General features: G+C 72.5%; 19 protein-coding genes. 3 read left to right on the forward strand and 16 right to left on the reverse strand.

The genetic code is table 11. The annotated features are described in order from the left end of the window. Positions 1-6: 6 nt before the first annotated feature. From mtrA to ahcY, 5 genes are all read right to left on the reverse strand, one after another. Positions 7-684 (reverse strand): MtrAB system response regulator MtrA, encoded by a 678-nt coding sequence (gene mtrA, locus IE290_RS35460; RefSeq protein WP_191249106.1) that lies wholly within the window; start codon positions 682-684, stop codon positions 7-9. A 73-nt stretch (positions 685-757) separates the two neighbouring features. Continuing rightward, positions 758-1,405 (reverse strand): dTMP kinase, encoded by a 648-nt coding sequence (locus IE290_RS35465; protein ID WP_191249107.1) that lies wholly within the window; start codon positions 1,403-1,405, stop codon positions 758-760. A 23-nt stretch (positions 1,406-1,428) separates the two neighbouring features. Further along, on the reverse strand, positions 1,429-1,875 hold the full coding sequence (locus tag IE290_RS35470; protein WP_229874905.1) for a type II toxin-antitoxin system VapC family toxin: 447 nt from the start codon (positions 1,873-1,875) through the stop codon (positions 1,429-1,431). Then, entirely contained in the window at positions 1,872-2,159 is a 288-nt protein-coding gene (locus IE290_RS35475) for a toxin-antitoxin system HicB family antitoxin (RefSeq protein WP_191249109.1), read from the reverse strand. Before IE290_RS35475 ends, IE290_RS35470 begins: the two co-directional genes overlap by 4 nt. 58 nt (positions 2,160-2,217) lie before the next feature. After that, positions 2,218-3,693 carry an adenosylhomocysteinase gene (gene ahcY / locus IE290_RS35480; protein WP_191249110.1) on the reverse strand — a complete coding sequence of 492 codons (1,476 nt, stop codon included), beginning with the start codon at positions 3,691-3,693 and terminating at the stop codon, positions 2,218-2,220. An 86-nt stretch (positions 3,694-3,779) separates the two neighbouring features. On the opposite strand from ahcY, the gene IE290_RS35485 reads away from it, so the two are divergent. After that, entirely contained in the window at positions 3,780-6,080 is a 2,301-nt protein-coding gene (locus IE290_RS35485; protein WP_229874906.1) for a hypothetical protein, read from the forward strand. 4 nt (positions 6,081-6,084) lie between these two features. Here the strand turns inward: IE290_RS35485 and IE290_RS35490 are convergent, their stop codons facing one another. From IE290_RS35490 to IE290_RS35505, 4 genes are all read right to left on the reverse strand, one after another. Beyond that, positions 6,085-6,960, reverse strand: coding sequence for a hypothetical protein (locus IE290_RS35490; protein ID WP_229874907.1), 876 nt, complete (start codon positions 6,958-6,960; stop codon positions 6,085-6,087). 52 nt (positions 6,961-7,012) lie between these two features. Further along, entirely contained in the window at positions 7,013-8,551 is a 1,539-nt protein-coding gene (locus IE290_RS35495; protein WP_191249111.1) for an amino acid permease, read from the reverse strand. An 80-nt stretch (positions 8,552-8,631) separates the two neighbouring features. Then, on the reverse strand, positions 8,632-9,546 hold the full coding sequence (locus IE290_RS35500) for a cation diffusion facilitator family transporter (RefSeq protein WP_191249112.1): 915 nt from the start codon (positions 9,544-9,546) through the stop codon (positions 8,632-8,634). 55 nt (positions 9,547-9,601) lie between these two features. After that, positions 9,602-10,060 (reverse strand): DUF2000 domain-containing protein, encoded by a 459-nt coding sequence (locus tag IE290_RS35505; protein WP_191249113.1) that lies wholly within the window; start codon positions 10,058-10,060, stop codon positions 9,602-9,604. Positions 10,061-10,140: 80 nt separating this feature from the next. Here IE290_RS35505 and IE290_RS35510 point away from each other — a divergent pair, with 80 nt between their 5' ends. After that, positions 10,141-10,593: an Lrp/AsnC family transcriptional regulator gene (locus IE290_RS35510; RefSeq protein ID WP_191249114.1), complete on the forward strand. Its 453-nt coding sequence runs from the start codon at positions 10,141-10,143 to the stop codon at positions 10,591-10,593. 85 nt (positions 10,594-10,678) lie between these two features. Here the strand turns inward: IE290_RS35510 and manA are convergent, their stop codons facing one another. The 5 genes from manA to IE290_RS35535 all read right to left on the reverse strand — a co-directional run bounded on the left by manA (position 10,679) and on the right by IE290_RS35535 (position 15,064). Further along, positions 10,679-11,902, reverse strand: coding sequence for a mannose-6-phosphate isomerase, class I (gene manA, locus IE290_RS35515; protein ID WP_191249115.1), 1,224 nt, complete (start codon positions 11,900-11,902; stop codon positions 10,679-10,681). Between the two features lie 68 nt (positions 11,903-11,970). Then, positions 11,971-13,065, reverse strand: coding sequence for a hypothetical protein (locus IE290_RS35520; protein ID WP_191249116.1), 1,095 nt, complete (start codon positions 13,063-13,065; stop codon positions 11,971-11,973). After that, positions 13,049-13,261 carry a Trm112 family protein gene (locus IE290_RS35525; protein ID WP_094004745.1) on the reverse strand — a complete coding sequence of 71 codons (213 nt, stop codon included), beginning with the start codon at positions 13,259-13,261 and terminating at the stop codon, positions 13,049-13,051. The genes IE290_RS35520 and IE290_RS35525 overlap by 17 nt, the downstream gene beginning before the upstream one ends. An 11-nt stretch (positions 13,262-13,272) precedes the next feature. Further along, positions 13,273-14,628 (reverse strand): phosphomannomutase/phosphoglucomutase, encoded by a 1,356-nt coding sequence (locus tag IE290_RS35530; RefSeq protein WP_191249117.1) that lies wholly within the window; start codon positions 14,626-14,628, stop codon positions 13,273-13,275. A gap of 79 nt (positions 14,629-14,707) precedes the next feature. Then, positions 14,708-15,064: a DUF3499 domain-containing protein gene (locus tag IE290_RS35535; protein WP_084022740.1), complete on the reverse strand. Its 357-nt coding sequence runs from the start codon at positions 15,062-15,064 to the stop codon at positions 14,708-14,710. A 96-nt stretch (positions 15,065-15,160) separates the two neighbouring features. Here IE290_RS35535 and IE290_RS35540 point away from each other — a divergent pair, with 96 nt between their 5' ends. Then, positions 15,161-15,619 carry a metallopeptidase family protein gene (locus IE290_RS35540; protein WP_191249118.1) on the forward strand — a complete coding sequence of 153 codons (459 nt, stop codon included), beginning with the start codon at positions 15,161-15,163 and terminating at the stop codon, positions 15,617-15,619. 452 nt (positions 15,620-16,071) lie between these two features. Here IE290_RS35540 and IE290_RS35545 read toward each other — a convergent pair whose 3' ends face one another. Together IE290_RS35545 and IE290_RS35550 are read right to left on the reverse strand one after the other, a co-directional pair. After that, the gene (locus IE290_RS35545; RefSeq protein ID WP_191249119.1) at positions 16,072-18,006 is read right to left on the reverse strand and encodes a hypothetical protein; all 1,935 of its coding nucleotides are present in this window, start codon (positions 18,004-18,006) and stop codon (positions 16,072-16,074) included. A gap of 136 nt (positions 18,007-18,142) precedes the next feature. Then, the gene (locus IE290_RS35550) at positions 18,143-18,397 is read right to left on the reverse strand and encodes a WhiB family transcriptional regulator (protein WP_208400690.1); all 255 of its coding nucleotides are present in this window, start codon (positions 18,395-18,397) and stop codon (positions 18,143-18,145) included. Between the last annotated feature and the right edge of the window lie 55 nt (positions 18,398-18,452).

An 18,452-nucleotide genomic window follows, 5' to 3' on the forward strand; every position in this document is an offset into this window, starting at 1 on the left:
TCGCTGTTACGGCGGGCCCGCCTTGTACCCGACGCCGCGCACGGTCAGGACGACCTCGGGGTGCTCGGGGTCCTTCTCGACCTTCGAGCGCAACCGCTGGACGTGCACGTTGACCAGGCGGGTGTCGGCCGCGTGCCGGTAGCCCCAGACCTGCTCGAGCAGGACCTCGCGGGTGAACACCTGGCGCGGCTTGCGGGCCAGCGCGACCAGCAGGTCGAACTCCAGCGGGGTGAGCGGGATGGACTTGCCCTCCCGGGTCACCTCGTGGCCCGGCACGTCGATGGTCAGGTCACCGATGGTCAGCGTCTCGGCCGGCTCGGCCTCGGTGCGCCGCAGCCGGGCGCGCACGCGGGCGACCAGCTCCTTCGGCTTGAACGGCTTGACCACGTAGTCGTCGGCGCCGGACTCCAGGCCCAGCACGATGTCGACCGTGTCGCTCTTCGCGGTGAGCATGACGATCGGCACGCCCGACTCGGCTCGGATCGCCTTGCAGACGTCGATGCCGTTCATGCCGGGCAGCATCAGGTCGAGCAGCACGAGATCGGGCTTCAGCTCCCGCAGGGCGGGCAGCGCCCGGGAGCCGTCCGCCACCACCGCGGTGTCGAACCCCTCGCCGCGCAGCACGATGGTGAGCATCTCCGCGAGAGCGGGGTCGTCGTCGACGACCAACACACGTGCCTTCATGACCACATATTCGCACTACGGAGACCGTTCGTGACGGCCGACCCTGCGAACGGCTCACGGATCCGCACGCCCGTTACCCCGGATGGACGAGCGCGGCGGCGAGCCGGGCGTGGTCGACGCCCGCCGCGCCGTCCACCACGTGCCAACCGGACAACCAGGACGCCGCGGCCAGCTCGTCGTAGACCGCGGCGCAGCGGGACTGGAGGTCGTCGTCGGACTCGAAGGCGTCCTTGGCCCGCCCGGCGTCGGCCGAGGCCCGGCGCTCGGCCCGCTCGGCGGCCACGGCGGGCGGCACGCGAAGCAGGATCTGCGCGTCGGGCAGCGGCAGGCCGAAGCGGTCGATCTCGATCTCGCGGACCCACCGCACGAACTCGCCGTCCGCGTGCTGCCGCAGCCGGGCCGCGCCGTAGGCGGCGTTGGAGGCGACGTACCGGTCGAGCAAGACGACGTCGTGGGTGTCGAGCCCGGCGCGGATCTCGGCGGCGGCGTCCCGGCGGTCGAGGGCGTAGAGCAGGCCCATGCCGTAGACGGAATCGGTGAGGTCGCCGTGGCGGCGGTGCAGGCCCTCGTGGATGAGGTCGGCGTGCACGCTGCGGCCGTACCGGGGGAAGGCCTGGGTGGTGACCGTGTGGCCCTGGTCGTGCAGGGCCTTGGTGAGGCCGTCGGTCAGCGTGCGCTTGCCCGCACCGTCGAGCCCCTCGATGACCACCAGCCGTCCCACGCGCTCAGGTTATCCGGCGGCTCTCAGCGCACTTCGAGGCCGTGCGCCTTCGCCGCGTCGGCCTGGCGCTGGTCGCGGGTGACCATCACGACGGGCTCACCGCCGGTGAGCGCCGCGGTGTCGTTGAGGGCGACCGCGAGGTGGATGGCGTCGAGCGTCCGGAGCGCGTGGTGGTCGGACACCAGCCGGTACGCCGCCGGCATGATCACCTGGGGTACGAGCGGCACGAGGCTCAGCGCGCTCCCACCACCGGTTTCGGCGTCGAAGCGCGCGAGAGCGAGCTTGGCTTCGCGGATCCGGCCGTTGTTCCACGCGGTCGCCATCGCGCTCGCGAACTCGACCCTCGTCAGCTCGCTCGTCAGCACCAGGTTTTCGTTGTCGAGGAGCAGCTCGATCATCTGCTCGTGCTCGGGCTCGTCGGGGAGGAACGCCCGGACGACCGCGCTGGTGTCGGCGTAGAAGACCGTCACCACTCGCCTCGCGACCAGTCCAGGGCCTCACTGACGGAGGTGCCGCTGCCCCGCAGGACCTCGTCGAGTTGCTCGCGCGTCGGAACCGGCCCCTCAGGCGCGAACGCGACGAGCTTCCCGTCGGCGAGCAGGCGCCGCTTGCGTTCCTCGCGGGACTCCGGCCGGTCGACCGCCGCTTTCAGGGTCTCGGTCACGAACTCGTTGACGCTGCGCCCCTCGGCCTCGGCTTTCGCCTTCACCCGGGCGTGCAGCTCGTCGTCGAGACGGGTGATCATCTGCCGCATACCGAGATGCTATCACAGGCAGGCACCCATGATAGCACCTCGAAGCGGCAGGTCGCGGTCAGTAGCGGTAGTGCTCCGACTTGAACGGGCCCTCGACGTCGACGTCGATGTACTCCGCCTGTTCCTTCGTCAGCTTGGTCAGCTCGCCGCCCAGTGCCTGGAGGTGGATGCGCGCCACCTTCTCGTCCAGCTTCTTCGGCAGGCGGTAGACCTCCTTGTCGTACTCCTCGTGCTTGGTGAACAGCTCGACCTGCGCGATCACCTGGTTGGAGAAGGAGTTCGACATCACGAACGACGGGTGCCCGGTCGCGTTGCCCAGGTTCAGCAGCCGGCCCTCGGACAGCACCAGCACGCTGTGCCCGTCCGGGAAGACCCACTCGTCGACCTGCGGCTTGATGTTGATGCGCCGGATCCCGGGGTACCGGGCGAGGCCGGCCATGTCGATCTCGTTGTCGAAGTGGCCGATGTTGCCCACGATCGTCTGGTGCTTCATCCGGGCCATGTGCTCGGCCATCACCACGTCCTTGTTCCCGGTCGTGGTGATCACGATGTCGGCCTCCGGCAGCGCCGACTCCAGCGTCTTGACCTGGTAGCCGTCCATCGCGGCCTGCAGCGCGCAGATCGGGTCGATCTCGGTGACGATCACCCGCGCGCCCTGGCCGGACAGCGACTCCGCCGCGCCCTTGCCCACGTCGCCGTAGCCGCACACCACCGCGACCTTGCCGCCGATCAGCACGTCGGTGCCGCGGTTGATGCCGTCGATCAGCGAGTGCCGGATGCCGTAGCGGTTGTCGAACTTCGACTTGGTCACCGAGTCGTTGACGTTGATCGCCGGGAACAGCAGCTCACCCGCGGCCGCCAGCTGGTACAGCCGCAGCACGCCGGTGGTGGTCTCCTCGGTCACGCCGCGCACGCCCTGGCCGATCCGGGTCCACTTCTGCCCGTCCGCCGCCAGCGAGGCCCGCAGCAGCTCCAGCACGACCTTCCACTCCTCGGAGTCGTTGTCGTCGGGCTGCGGCACCACCCCGGCCGCCTCGTACTGGGTGCCCTTGTGCACCAGCAGGGTCGCGTCCCCGCCGTCGTCGAGGATCATGTTCGGACCCTCGCCGTCGTCCCAGGTCAGCATCCGCTCGGTGCACCACCAGTACTCCTCCAGCGACTCGCCCTTCCAGGCGAACACCGGCACCCCCCGCGGCGCCTCCGGAGTCCCGTGCGGGCCCACCACCACGGCGGCGGCGGCGTGGTCCTGCGTGGAGAAGATGTTGCAGGACGCCCACCGAACTTCAGCACCGAGCGAGACCAGCGTCTCGATCAGCACCGCGGTCTGCACCGTCATGTGCAGCGAACCCGACACCCGCGCACCGCGCAGGGGGTTCACCTCCGCGTACTCACGGCGCAGCGCCATCAGCCCCGGCATCTCGTGCTCGGCCAGCCGGATCTCCTTGCGGCCGAACTCGGCCAGCTCCAGATCCGCGACGGCGAATTCCACCCCGTTGCGGGTGTCGTGCCACTTCGCAACGCTTTCGGGGGTCATAGCGGCATTTCCTCCAACGATCGACTCCACCTGAACAGTACCGTTGTCCGTTCATCGCAGGACACCCGGAAAAGGAGACAGCCGACGTGCCGCTTCCTGGCCCCGACACCCGAGTGGTCGAACTACGCGTGCCGGGCCTGTCCGGCACCACCGGTGAGGAGCTGCTGGACGCGGCCGGCACGGTGGAGGTCGCCGGGGACGGTGTGGGCCGGGTCATCCGCCCGTCGGACCGGCTGCGGCGCCCGGCGCCCGGTCCGGTGCTGCAGGCGCTCGGCCGGTCGGTGCCGCGCACGCTCGAGGGGTACCTGTGGAGCGGCATGACCTCCGGCGGCGCGGCGAAGGCGGCGTGGGCGCTGCTGTTCCCGTTCTCGCTGGCCAACGTGGCGCACTGGATGCTGCCGCCGGTGCCGCAGGGCAGTCGCGCGGCGGCCGCGCTCGGCGGCCTGTGCCGGGGCGTGCTGCGGATCGCCGCGCTGCTGCTGACGATGCTGCTCGTCGCGCAGGTCGCGGTCATCACGCTCGACCTGTTCGCCGCGCAGTGCCTGGCGCCCGGCCGCCGGTGCCTGACCGGCCTGCCGGGCTGGATGCGCGACGTCGAACAGGTCCGCCTGGCCGCGGGGCTGCTGCCGGTCGCGCTGGTGGTCCTCGTGCTGTACCGGGTGTCCGGGACGAACTGGACGGTCCGCGCCCACACGCCCCCGCCGCCCGGCGACACGCTGCCCGGTGACGTGCTGCGCGGCGACACGGATTCGCCCGTGCTGCGCTGCGTGCACACCGTGGCCGCGCTGAGCACCGTCGCGCTGCTCGCCGTCGGCGGGCCGCTCGACGTGCCCGGCGACGTGTTCGGGCGGCTGCTGTGGGCCCCCTCGCTCGTGCTGACCGGGGTCGCGCTGGTCACGTCGGCGTCCGGAGCGCGGGAGCTGCCGCGGTGGGCGCGCGGCGGGTTGCTCTGGGTGGCGGTCGCGTTGCTGGTCGCGGTCGGCGTGCGCGGCGCGGTGCCCACCGGTTCGGACGCGACCGTCGCCGGGGTCGGCGCGGCGCTGATCGGCGCGTGGCTGGTGTTCGCGGTGCTGCTGATCCCCGCGGCGCTGCTGGCCCGCCGGACCTGGCGCGAGCTGCCGAAGCGGCTGCGCCCGTGGGCCGGCGGCTGGGCGGCGGCGCCCGCGCTGGCGCTCGCGGCGCTGCTCGGCGCCGGGTTCGGCGCGGGCCTGGCGACCGGGCTGCGGCGGTTGTCCGGCGCTGGTGACCTCCGCCTGCCGGACAGCTACCGGCTGGTGACCGCGTTGTGGGGTGGCGGCCTGGTGCTGGCGATCGTGCTGGGCGTGCTCGGGTTCGCCGTGGGCGTGCCGCTGCGGCGGCGCTCGCGCGGGGTACCAGAGATCGTGCGGATGCTCCAGTCCCCGGCGGACGAGCAGGCCGCGGCTGCCGCGTGGGCGCGGTCGGCGTGGGAACGGCGGCACCTGCACCACCTCGCGCTCGGCGTGATCGCCGGACTGTCGCTCGGCGCGGCCGCGCTGCTGGTGGCCTGGTACGGCTTCGGCACGCTGCCCGGCTGGCTCGACCCGCTGTCCGCGGCCGGGGTGTTCGGGCTCGGCGCGCTGGCCGTCGGGTTGCTGCGGGTCGTCTACACCGCGGCGACGAAGCCCGGGCGCAACCGGCACCTCGGGGCACTGGCCGATCTCGTGTGCTTCTGGCCGCGGGCGGCGCACCCGGCGATCCCGCCGTGTTACGCGCTGAAGGTGGTGCCGGACCTCGCGGCTCGCGCGAAGGAACACCTGGCCGAGCCGAACACCCGCGTCGTGCTGGGCGGCGAGAAGCTGGGCAGTGTGCTGGCGGTGATCGCGGCCGCGCGGCTGGTGCACAGCGTCTCGCCAGCCGACCGGGAACGGGTCGGCCTGCTCAGCGCGGGGTCGCCGCTGCAGTGGGGGTACCAGCGGGCGTTCCCCGCGGTGCTGCCGCACGCCGCGCTCGCCGCGCTGTACGGGTCGCTGGACGGGCGGTGGCGCGGGCTGGCGCGCGGGACGGACATCTTCGGCGGCGGTGTGACGACCTGGCGGCACCAGGTCGACGGCGACAAGCTCACCGGCGAGGGCTACCTGCCCGACGGCAGCTGGGGCGCGCTCACGCCGGCCGCCACGGGCGCGACCGGGGCCCTCGTCCTGGGCGGCGACCACTGGCTGCCCGACCCGGTGCACCCGCCATCCGGCGCGCGCCGGTGGGCGGCCGGGGTGCTCGGGCACGCGGACTACCTGGTGGACCCGGAATGGGACCAGGCGGTGGCGATCGCGGCCGGCCTGGAGACGCCGGGAAAGCCGGCCCGCGGGGCGGCCGAGCAGGTGCCCCTGTTCCCCGACCTCCCCCGGTTCCACCTGAACCTGGCCCGCTGAGCCGTCAAGCGCCGGGCACGGGGAACGCGTAGAGCCGCACGGTGACCTCCCGCGCCTCCGGCACCGGGTCCCGGCGCAACCGGCAGTACCGGGCCACCAGATCCTGGTACTCCGCCTCCAGGTGACGCAGCTCCGGCTCGGTCAGCCACGCCAGGCCCCGGTGGGCCTTGCCCCACGGCCCGAACTCGTCCCGGTGCCGCGCGGCCCAGGTGAGCAACTCGATCTCGCGACCGTACTTCGCGTCGAGGTAATCGGCGACGCGCCGCTGGTCGGCCTCGTCGAAGTCCTCCGGCCGCGGCTCGCGCACCGACTGCGGGACGGTGCGCCAACGACCGTCCCGGTGGCGTCGCACGTAGCCCGCCTCCGCCAGGGTGCCGAGGAGCGTGACGGCTCCGGCGCCGAACCGGCCGGTCAGCTCCGCGTCCGTGGCGGGCAGTTCGCGGAGCACCTGGTGGTGGCGCGGGTCGCTGTGGATCTCGATGTCCCGCAGCGTGAGGGCGCGCATCCGCAGGTCGCCGGTCAGCAGTCGCCGCGCGGCCATGAGCAGGAACACGGCGATCGGCACCTCGGCGAACACGGCGAGGGCGAGGCTGGTCCACCGGTCGGGCGAGGACCAGTCGAGCACGACGTCGAACCACCCGTCGCACACCAGCAGTGCCGCCGTGGCCGCCAGCAACGGCACGGCGGAGCGGCGGCGGCGCAGACCGAGCCACGCCGCAGCCGCGAAGCAGCACACCAGCCCCACGTCGAACCCGACCCACGCGGTCCGCCACTGACCGGTGTCGAAGTGGTCGGGCAGCGTGTGCGCGAGGTAGACGATCCACGGCACGAGGCAAACCGCCGCGGCGCCGAGGAACACCAGCAACATCCTGCGGATCACCGGTCCGACGCTAGAGGCGCGCCGGACCGGTGACATCCGGGATTTCCCCTGGCTAGGGCTTGGTCGGGTCGGCGCCGTCCACCGGCATCGGCGTCTCCGTCGCCGCGTGGCGCTTGCCCAGCAGCGAGTGCCGGCGGCTGTAGGCGAAGTAGATGACCACGCCGAGCACCATCCACGCCAGGAACCGCAGCCAGGTCAGCACCGTCAGGTTCAGCATCAGCCACAGGCACGCCAGGATCGCGAGGATCGGCACCACCGGCACCCACGGCACCCGGAACGCGCGCGGCAGGTCCGGCCGCGTCCGGCGCAGCACCAGCACACCCGCGGAGACCAGCACGAACGCGAACAGCGTGCCGACGTTGACCATTTCCTCCAGCTTGTCCGCCGGGAAGAACGTCGCCGCCACCGCGACCAGGAGGCCGACCAGCATGGTCGCGCGGCCCGGGGTGCCGCGTTCGCTCGTGCGCGCCAGCGAGCGCGGCAGCAGGCCGTCCCGCGACATCGCGTACAGCACCCGGACCTGGCCCAGCATCAGCACCATCACCACGGTGGTCAGACCGGCCAGCGCGCCGACCGAGATGACGTTCGCCGCCCAGTTGACGCCGTTCGCGGCGAACGCGGTGGCCAGCGTCTTGTGGCTGCCGTCGCCGGCGTCGGTCGCCAGGTCGGTGTAGGGCACCATGCCGACGACCACCAGCGACACCGCCACGTACAGCACGGTGACGATCGCCAGCGAGCCGAAGATGCCGCGCGGCACCGAGCGCTGCGGGTTCTTCGTCTCCTCCGCCGTGGTCGCCACGATGTCGAACCCGATGAACGCGAAGAACACCAGCGAGGCGCCGGCGAGCAGCCCGAACAGGCCGAACGAGCTGCTCGCCCCGCCCGCGATCAGCGAGAACAGCGACTGGTCCACGCCCGACTGGCCGCTGCCCGCCTCCGCGCCCGGCGGGATGTAGGGCGTGTAGTTGGCGCCCTTGACGTAGAACAGGCCGAGCACGATCACGAACAGCACGATGCCGACCTTGATCGCGGTGATCACCATGGAGACCCGGGACGACAGCTTCGTGCCGAGCGTCAGCACCACGGCCAGCGCGACCACCAGGATCAACGCGCCCCAGTCCACCGTGAGGCCGCCGAGGTCGAACGTCGTCTTCGCGCCGTCGCCGAAGATGTAGCCGAGCACCGTCTCCAGGTACACCGACCAGCCCTTGGACACCGCGGCCGCGCCGACGGCCAGTTCCAGCACCAGGTCCCAGCCGATGATCCAGGCCATGAACTCGCCGAACGTCGCGTACGAGAACGTGTAGGCGCTGCCCGCGACCGGCACGGTCGAGGCGAACTCGGCGTAGCACAGCGCGGCGAGGCCGCACGCGATCGCGGCGAACACGAACGCCAGCGACACCGACGGTCCGGCGTAGTCGCCCGCGGTGCGCGCGGTCAGCGTGAAGATGCCGGCGCCGATGACGACCGCGACCCCGAACACCGTCAGGTCCCACGCCGACAGATTGCGCCGCAACCTGGTATCCGGCTCGTCGGTGTCCTTAATGGACTGCTCGATGGACTTCGTGCGCCACAGCCCGTTACCTGGCAAGGGTGTCTCCTCCCGGTGTCCTGGGTCTCAGGTCCGGTTGGTCACCCTAACGCGAACGGGTGAAGCGAGCGAATCGGAGGTCAGACGAGCTGACGATCCAGGTCCGGTTCCAGGTAGATCAGCCGCGCGGACGGCACCCGCTCACGCACCCGGGCCTCGGCCGCGTCGATCTCACCGGCCACCTCCGACAGCTCCAGACGCGGCGCGAGCGCGAGCTTCGCGGCCACCAGCAGCTCGTCCGGGCCCAGGTACTGGGTGCGGATGTGGATCACGCGGTCGACCCGGCCGCCGGCCAGCGCCTCGCAGATGCTGTCCAGCTCGCGGTCGGTCGCGCCCTCGCCGATCAGCAGGCTCTTCATCTCGACGATCAGGATGATCGCGATGATCCCGAGCAGGACACCGATCATCACGGTGCCGACGCCGTCCCACACCGGGTTGCCGGTCAGCTCGGACAGCCCGACGCCGATCAGCGCGAAGACCAGACCGAGCAGCGCGCCGGTGTCCTCCAGCAGCACAACCGGCAGCTCCGGCGTGCGCGACTGGCGGATGAACTGCCACCAGGTCGCGTCACCCTTGATCTTGCGCGACTCCCCGATCGCGGTGACGAACGAGTAGCTCTCCAGCCCGATCGCGACGACCAGGATGCCGACCGCGACCAGCGGGCTGGTCAGCGGTTCCGGGTGCTCGATCTTGTGGATGCCCTCGTAGAGCGCGAACACCGAACCGAGCGTGAACAGCATCAGCGCGACGACGAACGACCAGAAGTACCGCTCCCGCCCGAATCCGAACGGGTGCTCGCGCGTGGCGCGCCGCCGAGCCTGGCGCTGGCCCAGCAGGAGCAGGCCCTGGTTGGACGTGTCGGCGACCGAGTGCACCGACTCGGCGAGCATCGACGAGGACCCGGTGATCAGGAACCCGACGAACTTCGCCGCGGCGATCCCGGCGTTGGCGATCAAAGCCGCGACGATCGCCTTCGTTCCGCCACTTGCCGACACGCTGACCCCCTGGAGTCCTACCCGTTTTGTCGCGATGAGCCTAAGGCCAACGGGTTCACCGCAGCAGAGGGAGTCCGCCGACCAGTTTGTCGATCTTGTTCCGCGGGCCCACCAGGCTCACGGCGTAGTACGCGAAGGCCAACTCCTCGGTACCCGCCATCGCCTCGGTGTACTCCACGTAGGATCGGCTGGCCTGCGCGTGCTTGGACATGTCGGCGACGAAGATCCCCTCCCGGTTCGCGGCCTTCGTGCGGATCTGCAGCAGCTTGGCGGCGTCCGCGGCCAGGATCGAGCAGCCGGTCCACGGCAACCCGGCGTGCGGGCGGCCGGAGGCGTCCGCGACCTCGGGGCCGAGCAGCGACGGCAGGACCTTGCCGACCGCGGCGCCCAGGCACGCGGTGGCGTTGGCGACGAGACCCGGCCCGAGCGAGGGGTCGGCGACGATCACCCACTTCACCTTCGCGGTTCGGGTGGTGGCGTCGAGCTGGACATCAACCTGATGATCTGTGGTCACGAGCGCACAAGCTAGGCAAAGATGTGTGTCGAAGCCAGCAGAGCCGAACTTAATTCGACAGGAGACCCGTTTTGGCCGGTTTGGACGAACTTGATCAGGCATTGCTGCGGGAACTGCAGCGCGACGGACGGCGGACCAACCGGGAACTGGCCGCCGCGACGGGCGTCTCGCCGTCGACGTCGCTGGAGCGCGTCCGGGCGCTGCGCGAGCGCGGGGTGATCCGCGGGTACAACGTGGACCTGGACCTGGCGAAGATCGGCCGCCCGGTCCAGGCGCTCATCGCGGTGCGGGTGCGCCCGCCGTCCCGGCCGGTCATCGATGCCTTCCGGGAATGGGTGACGCTGCTGCCCGAGACGCTGGGCGTGTTCGTGGTGACCGGCGGCGAGGACTTCCTCGTGCACGTGGCGGTGCCGGACAACGACAGCCTGTACGCGTTCGTCATCGACCGGCTCACCCAGCGCCAGGAGGTCGCCGACGTGCGCACGAACGTGATCTACGAGCACATCCGCAGCCGCGTGATCGAGCCGGCCTAGCGGTCGCGAACGGGCCGTCGGTGGCGGCGATCCGCACCGCCACCGGTTTCCGGTCCTGCCGGAATCACCCGGCGCGCTGGAATCGCTACAGGCAGCCCGACGTGGCGCGGAACAGCTGCGTCCGCCCGCTCTCCGCGGGGTGCACGGCGACCGCCGGGTCCGAGGCCGGCACCCACACCGACTGGCCGCGCCGCAGCTCGATCTCCTGGCCGCTCTCCGCCTTGATCCGCACCGAGCCCTGGGTGCACAGCAGGATCTGCGGCTTGCCGTTGTCGACGCGCAGCGAACCGCTCTCCCCGGCCGCCCACTCGCACCGGGAAAGCTCGAACTCCGGCGCGTCCGTCGTGTACACCTCGCCGCAGTCGGACGGCTCGCCACGCAGGATCGGCATGTCCGCGCACGTGAAGTCGACGACGCGGAGCAACTCGGGCACGTCCACGTGCTTCGGCGTCAGGCCGCAGCGCAGGATGTTGTCCGAGTTCGCCAGGATCTCCACCGCGGTGCCGTGCAGGTACAGGTGCAGGTTCCCGGCCGGCAGGTAGATCGCCTCACCGGCGCTCAGCGTCAGCCGGTTGAGCAGCAGCGCGGCCAGCACCCCGGCGTCGCGCGGGTGCGCCTCGCCCAGTTCGAGGATCGTCCGGCACTCGACGTCGAACTCGCCGTGGTCCTTCACGTGCAGCACGCACGCGTCGAGCACCTCGGGCAGCAGCTCGTCCAGCACCGGCTGCGGCAGCGTGATCCACGTGGTGAACAGCGCGCGCAAGCCGTCGGAGTCCGGCTGGGCGGCCAGCAGCTCGGTGTACTTCGCCAGGCCCGGGGTTTCGATGGCGCGCAGCAGCTCGACCGTGCGCTCCGGCTCGCGGAACCCGGCCAGCGCGTGGAACTCGGTGAGCGCGCACACCAGCTCGGGCTTCGCGGTCGGGTCCGGGTAGTTCCGGTTCGGCGCGTCCCGCGGGATGCCGGCGGCCTCCTCGCGCGCGTAGCCCTCGGCGGACTGCTCGGCCGAGGGGTGCGCCTGCATCGACAGCGGCTCCTCGACGGCGAGGATCTTCAGCAGGAACGGCAGCCGGTTGCCCCAGTGCTCGGCGCACTCCCGGCCGAGCTGGCCGAGCGGGTCGGCCTCGACGAGTTCCAGCAGGCTGCGCTCGGCGCCGTCCGGACCCACGATGCGCGACGGGTCGCCCGGGTGGGCGCCCATCCACAGCTCCGCCTCGGGATGCGGCGCGGGCACCTCACGACCCAGCAGCTCGGGGATGGTCGTCCGGGACCCCCAGGCGTAGGGCCGCACCGCATTGCGCAGCAGCTCCACTGTCTTCTCAACTCCTTGGTTCTTCCAACCCCTCGCCCGATTCCCGCGGGATCGGGCCCGAACCGGCGTCAGGCGGACGCGGGCTCGTAGTGCCCGCCACCCCCGGTGGCGCCCGTGGCCAGCCCGAGGTAGACCGCGGCCAGCTCGAACCGTAGCGCGAGCACCCCGGCGCGCACAGGCTCGTCACCGACGATCTCGTCCGCGGGGGCCACCACTCCGGCCCCGGGAAGCGTATGCGAAGCGTCGTGGCGCGCCGCGTCGGCCGCCGGGCCGCTGTGCACCGCGAGCAGCAGCACCCGGTAGTTCGGCAGGTCGGTGTCGAAATCGGGGTCGGCGAAGATGTCCCGCTCGCCGGAGCTGCTCGCCGCCGCCTGCCGCAGAGCGCGACGGGTCAGCGCCTGACGGTAGTCGGCGATGTCGGCGACGACGCCGGCGAACGAACCCAGCGCGTAGCCGGCGTGCTGGGCGACCGCGACCGCGATCGGGTCCAGCCCCCACAGCAACGGGATCCGGTCGGCCAGGCGCAGGGCGAGCGCCTTGGCGGGGTTGGCGAAGGAGTCTCGGCCGAGGTGGCCGCGCTCGGCCTCGGAGTCGAGCTGGTCGGCCAGCAACTGCACGTCGGCGACCAGCAGGCCGAGGGCGTTCGCCGTGAGCAGCCCGGCGGCCAGGCCGCGGGCGAAGGTCAGCTCGGGCGGTACCGGGACCCGCGGCACGAGCTGGACGCCCTTCCCGGCGACCGACGCCGCGACCGGGCCCTCGTTCGGCGCGGACAGCACCACCGTCGCGCCGAACCGCGCGGCGCGTTCGATGCCGGCGGCCAGCTCGCGGTCGAACGGGTCGTCGGTGTGCGCGAAGACGACGTCCAGCGCCCCGATCCACGGCGGCACCGCCTCGGAGACCAGCACCGGCGCCGGGCAGGCCGGCGCCAGCAGCGCGTACAGCAGACGGGCCACGCTGCGGCTCACCCCGGGACGGACGACCAGCACGAGCGCCCGCGGACGGCCCAGGTCGAGCCGGTCGGCCAGCTCGGCGTCCGCGGCGACCTCGGCGGTGGACCGCACCTGGGCGCCGGCCATCGCCGCCGCCCTCAGCAGTCCTGCCGTGTCGGCCTCCGCCAGGCGCGCGGGGTCGTCCAGGAGGGTGTCGTCAAGCACCGTCGGCACGGGACTCACCCGGAATCGTGGCCTCGTCGAGCAACAGCACGGGGATGCCGTCCCGCACCGGGAACTCGCGGCCGCAGGAGGTGCACGTCAGCGCGTCGGCCTCCGGGTCGCTCGCCGTTCCCGGGCGCAGCGGCGCGTGGTCGTCGGACGGGCACGCCAGGATCTCCAGCAACTGGGCATCGAGCGCGACTGCCATGTGGAACCTCCCTAGCTGCGAACGATCGCGAGGACTTCGTCGGTCAGCGCGCGGACCGCGTCGGAATCGGCAGCCTCGACGTTGAGCCGGAGCAGCGGTTCGGTGTTGGACGGGCGCAGATTGAACCACGCCTTGCCCGGCAGTTTCACGGTCAGGCCGTCCATCTCGTCGATCTCCACGCCGGGACGGCTCGCGAACGCGTCCTTGACCGCGAGCTGCTTGGCTACCTGGTCGTCGACCGTCGAGTTGATCTCGCCCGAGGCCGCGTAGCGCGAGTACTCCGCGGTCAGCTCCGACAGCGGCCGCTCCTGCTCGCCGAGCGCGGCCAGCACGTGCAGCGCGGCCAGCATGCCGGTGTCGGCCCGCCAGAAGTCGCGGAAGTAGTAGTGCGCGGAGTGCTCGCCGCCGAAGATCGCGCCGGTGGCGGCCATCTCCTGCTTGATGAACGAGTGCCCGACGCGGGTGCGCACCGGCTTGCCGCCGTTCTCGGCGACGATCTCCGGTACGGCCTGGGAGGTGATCAGGTTGTGGATGATCGTGCCGCCCGGGTCCTTGGCCAGCTCGCGCACGGCGACCAGCGCGGTGATCGCGCTCGGCGACACCGGGTCGCCGTTTTCGTCGACCACGAAGCAGCGGTCGGCGTCGCCGTCGAAGGCCAGGCCCGCGTCGGCGCCGACCTCGCGGACCTTGGCCTGCAGGTCGACCAGGTTCTTCGGGTCCAGCGGGTTGGCCTCGTGGTTGGGGAAGCTGCCGTCCAGCTCGAAGTACATCGGCACGATCTCGATCGGCAGGCCCTCGAAGACGGTCGGGACGGTGTGGCCGCCCATTCCGTTGCCGGCGTCGACGGCGATCTTCAGCGGCCGGCTGCCGGACAGGTCGACCAGCTCGCGCAGGTAGCCGGCGTAGTCGCGGAGGACGTCCCGCTCGGTGACGCTGCCCGGCTGGCCGGCGAACTCCGGAACGCCCTGCTCGACGGTGTCGCGGATCTCGGCGAGCCCGGACTCCTGCCCCACCGGGGCGGCGCCCGCGCGGCAGAGCTTGATGCCGTTGTACTTGGCCGGGTTGTGGCTCGCGGTGAACATCGCCCCGGGCAGGTTGAGCGAACCGGAGGCGAAGTAGAGCTGGTCGGTGCTGCACAGGCCGATCGACACGACGTCCAGGCCCTGCGAGGTGACACCCTCGGCGAACGCGGCGGCCAGTCCCGGCGACGACTCGCGCATGTCGTGGCCGATCACCACCGACGGCGACTCCGGCTTGATCAGCAGCGCGAAGGCGGCGCCGAAGTCCCGGACGAGGCCGGCGTCCAGCTGCTCGCCGACGACACCCCGGATGTCGTAGGCCTTGACGATGGCCGACAGGTCTGACACGCGCTCTCCCCGAGAGTTGTCCATGGGCTGCGGATACCCGAGAGCCTACCGGGGGAACGCTCGGTGGATGTGGCGTGACCTACGAGATCGGGTCGGGCAGCACGCGCAGGTGGCCGCGGCGCCCGGACGGGCCCTCCGGTTCCGGCGGCGGGGCGGGCCGGTCGGACCGGCCGGCTTCGCGGACGGCCTCGGCGAGCGCCGTGAGCTCGTCGTCGGACCGGTCGGGGGCGGCGAACTCGCCCTCGTGCCGGACGACCTCCCAGCCCCGGGGTGCGGTGAGCCGCAGCGCGTGCGCCTCGCACAGGTCGTAGGAATGCGGCTCGGACGCCGTCGCGAGGGGACCGACCACCGCGGTCGAATCGCTGTAGGCGTAGGTAAGCGTGGCGACGGCCGGGTTCAGGCACCCCGTTCGCGAACACTTTCGTACGCTCGACACGATCGCAGACGATAGCGCTTCCCCCGGGCAAGTGCGCGCAGGCGCACCGGTGGGGGCCACCGACCGAGGCCAACGCGTAACCTTCCGGATGTGTCTATGGCTCGAAGTTCCCGGCATCGGCGGCGTGTCCGCCGGGACCGGCATGGCCGCGGGCTGCGTGGGCCGCTGTACCCGGCGACCCTGCCCGCCGCGGCCAGCCGCGCGGAGAAGTTCGACCAGCTCGTGCTCGACGCGCTCGAGCCGATCGAGGCCCGGTGGCGGGACCAGCTGACGAAGCTCGACGTGGCGGTCGACGACGTGCCCGAGATCCGCGCCGCGGGCGGCCCGGCGGACGACGGGGTGCTCCACGACGGGGCGGTGCCGCTGTCCAGGCTGGTGCCGGCGGGCGTGGACCGGGCCGGCCTGCCGACGCGCGCGCGGATCGTGCTGTACCGGCGGCCGCTCGAGGCGCGGGCCAAGGACCCCGGCGAACTGGCCGAACTCGTGCACGACGTGCTGGTGGAGCAGGTGGCGGGCTACCTGGGCGTCGAACCGGACATCATCGAGGGCGAGTAGCGCTCGGGACCGGCCCCACCGCGGGCGGTGGCCTGCTGCGCGGCCTGGCGCCGGGGCTGAGGGCCGTGGCGCCGGGGGGACTGCTTCCGCAAGCGCGGCGCCGACGGATGCGGCGGCTCCGGGGCCGAAGTCGCCAGCGCGGGCAGCAGCCCGCCCCGCCGGGCAGGCCCGGCACCAGCCGCCCAGCTCCAACGGACACGCGCCAACAGGTGCGACCCGCCGCCAAGTCACCAGCGCAGGCACCAGCCGCCCCGCCGGGCAGGCCCGGCACCAGCCGCCCAGCTCCAACGGACACGCACCAACACGTGTGCGGCCCGCCGCCAAGTCACCAGCGCAGGCACCAGCCGCCCCGCGGGGCGGCCCGCCGCCGGCAGCGCCGAACCGTGGCTCAGGGCGCACCGGCTCCCCAGTCGCCGCGCCAGCAGCAACCCCGCCCACGGGGGCGCCGGCGCCTAGGAGCGCACCGCCTCCGCCGGCTCCGTCGGGTGCGGCTCGCGCAGGCGGGTGGGCACCGCCGTCAGCAGCGTGAACAGCGCCGCCGCGATCTGGACCAGCAACAGCACGTCCCGCAGGGTGGAGGGGTGCTCCAGCCGCACCTCGGCCTGCGTGGTCGGCACCGCGACCGCCACCTGGTGCCCCCACGCCGGCACGATCGGCACCGGCTTGCCGTCCACCTGCGCGCGCCACCCGTCCTCGTGCTCGGCGGCCAGCACCAGCAGCCGCCCGGGCACGCCCTCGGACACCCGCACCCGCACGTCCGGCAGCTGCGCGTCCACCGGCGTCACCCCGAGCGTGCTCGCCGGCGCCTGCGACGTCACCGCCTGGCGCGCCACCCCGGGCGGGATAAGCACGACCTGCCCGCCGGGCTCCAGCAGCCGCAGCACCGGCCGCCCGTCGGACGTCGGCGCGACCGACGACGCCAGATCACCGGCCATCGTGACGATCGGCCGCGGATCCGCGCCAGCCGGGAGCACCACGAACAACGCCCCGGACGCCGCCGCGCCGGACAGCGCCGCCCGCGTCCGCTGCGTCTCCGGGTCGGTCAGCGCGTCCTGCCACCCGGCCAGCCGCGCGGGCGTCGCCGCGCTCACCGCCAGCTGCTCGTCCCCGAACCGCGGCATCCGGCCGCCCGTCTGCAGCGCGGGCGCGTGCCCGGTGTCCAGCACCAGCACCGACCGGCCGGTGCGGGACAGCTCGTCGGCCTGGTCCCGCGCCAGCGCCGGCCCGCCACCGGAGTGCAACGGCCCACCGCTGCCCGCCACCACGACCCCGACGGCCAGGGCCACCACCAGTGCCGCCCCACCGGCGAGAAAGGGCTTTCCGACCGCGCCACGGCACACCGACAGCACGATCCACAGCAACCCCGCCCCGACGACCAGCAGCGGCACCCCGGCGAATCCCGGCGACACCGGCCCGCCCTGCAGCGGCTCCACCGCCACCAGCCGCACGACCAGCAACCCGGCCACCCCGAGTACCACCACGGCGAGCCCGGCCCCGGCCGCACGATTCGGCCGCACCGCGAACGCGATCACGGCGGCCAGCAACACCGCGAGCCCGACCGGCCACGACCCGGCCCCACCCGGATCCAGCCCGGCCAGGTCGACCGCGGTCACCGGATCGCCAGGGCCGCTCAGCCCGTGCAGCACCAGCGCCGGGTGGTTGACCAGCACGGTCGGCCACGGCATCAGCAACGCCAGCGGCACCAGCACGACGATGACCACCGACGCGGCACGCTTGACCAGCGGGGCGGGCGAGGGCAGCACGACGAACCCGGCGACCAGCCCGGCCAGCGCGAGCAGGTGCGCCAGCGGCGAGAACGCGCCCAGCAGCGCCAGGCCCAGCGCGCACAACGACGAGGAGTGCAGCCACCGCTGCCCCGGATCGGCGAGCACGCCGGCGATCCCGGCGGCCACCGGCGGCAGGAGGATGTGGACGGCCACGACGTCGAGCCGGCCCTGCGCCACCCCGGCGGTCGCGGCGGGCAGCAACCCGTAGGCGGCGGCGACCACCGCACGCACCCACGGCTGCACCGGAAGCCGTCGCGTGGCGAAGAAGGCCGACACCCCGGCGAGCGGAGCGTCGGCGATCAACAGCAACGACACGAACCCGTGCGGGGTGAACACCGCACCGAAGATCCCGAGCACGGCCAGCGCGGCCGGCGCCGCACTCGCGGTGCCGCCGTCCACGGCGTGCCAGCCGGCCAGGTAAGCCGACCAGACCTCGCTCAGCGAACCGGCTTCGAGGAGCCGTCCGCCGGCGAGGTCGAACCCCAGTCGTCCCGCGTTCACCGACAGCCCCAGCACGGCGAGCACCACGAAAACGCCCGCCACCGGGGCGATCCTGGCCACCGTCGAGGTCTTGTCCGGGACGTTCACGTTGTCGGGCAAGGCTTCTCCACTGGGCGGCGGCGATCGGTGAGGATCTTCTGCCGCGCCAGCCTAGCCGAGCCGGCCGTGACTCCACGCACCCGCACGAGCACGCGAAAGACCTGCCACCTCGTTGTGAAGCAGGTGTTAAATTTCCTTACACAGCCCGCTTTTTGAGCTTCCGACGCTCCCGTTCGGACAGACCGCCCCAGATGCCGAAGCGCTCGTCGTGGGCCAGCGCGTACTCCAGGCATTCGCCCTTCACTTCGCAGCCCTGACAGATCCGCTTCGCCTCACGGGTCGAGCCGCCCTTCTCCGGGAAGAACGCCTCGGGATCGGTCTGCGCGCACAGTGCGCGGTCCTGCCACTCGGGGGGCTCGTCGTTGTCGAAGAGGTCGACGAGCTCGCCCAGCTCCACCTCCGGGCCTTCTCGCCACTCCACGACGTTCCCCCAATCCCTTCCGTCG

Source organism: Amycolatopsis deserti, assembly GCF_014653945.1.
Classification (GTDB): Bacteria; Actinomycetota; Actinomycetes; order Mycobacteriales; family Pseudonocardiaceae; genus Amycolatopsis_E; species Amycolatopsis_E deserti.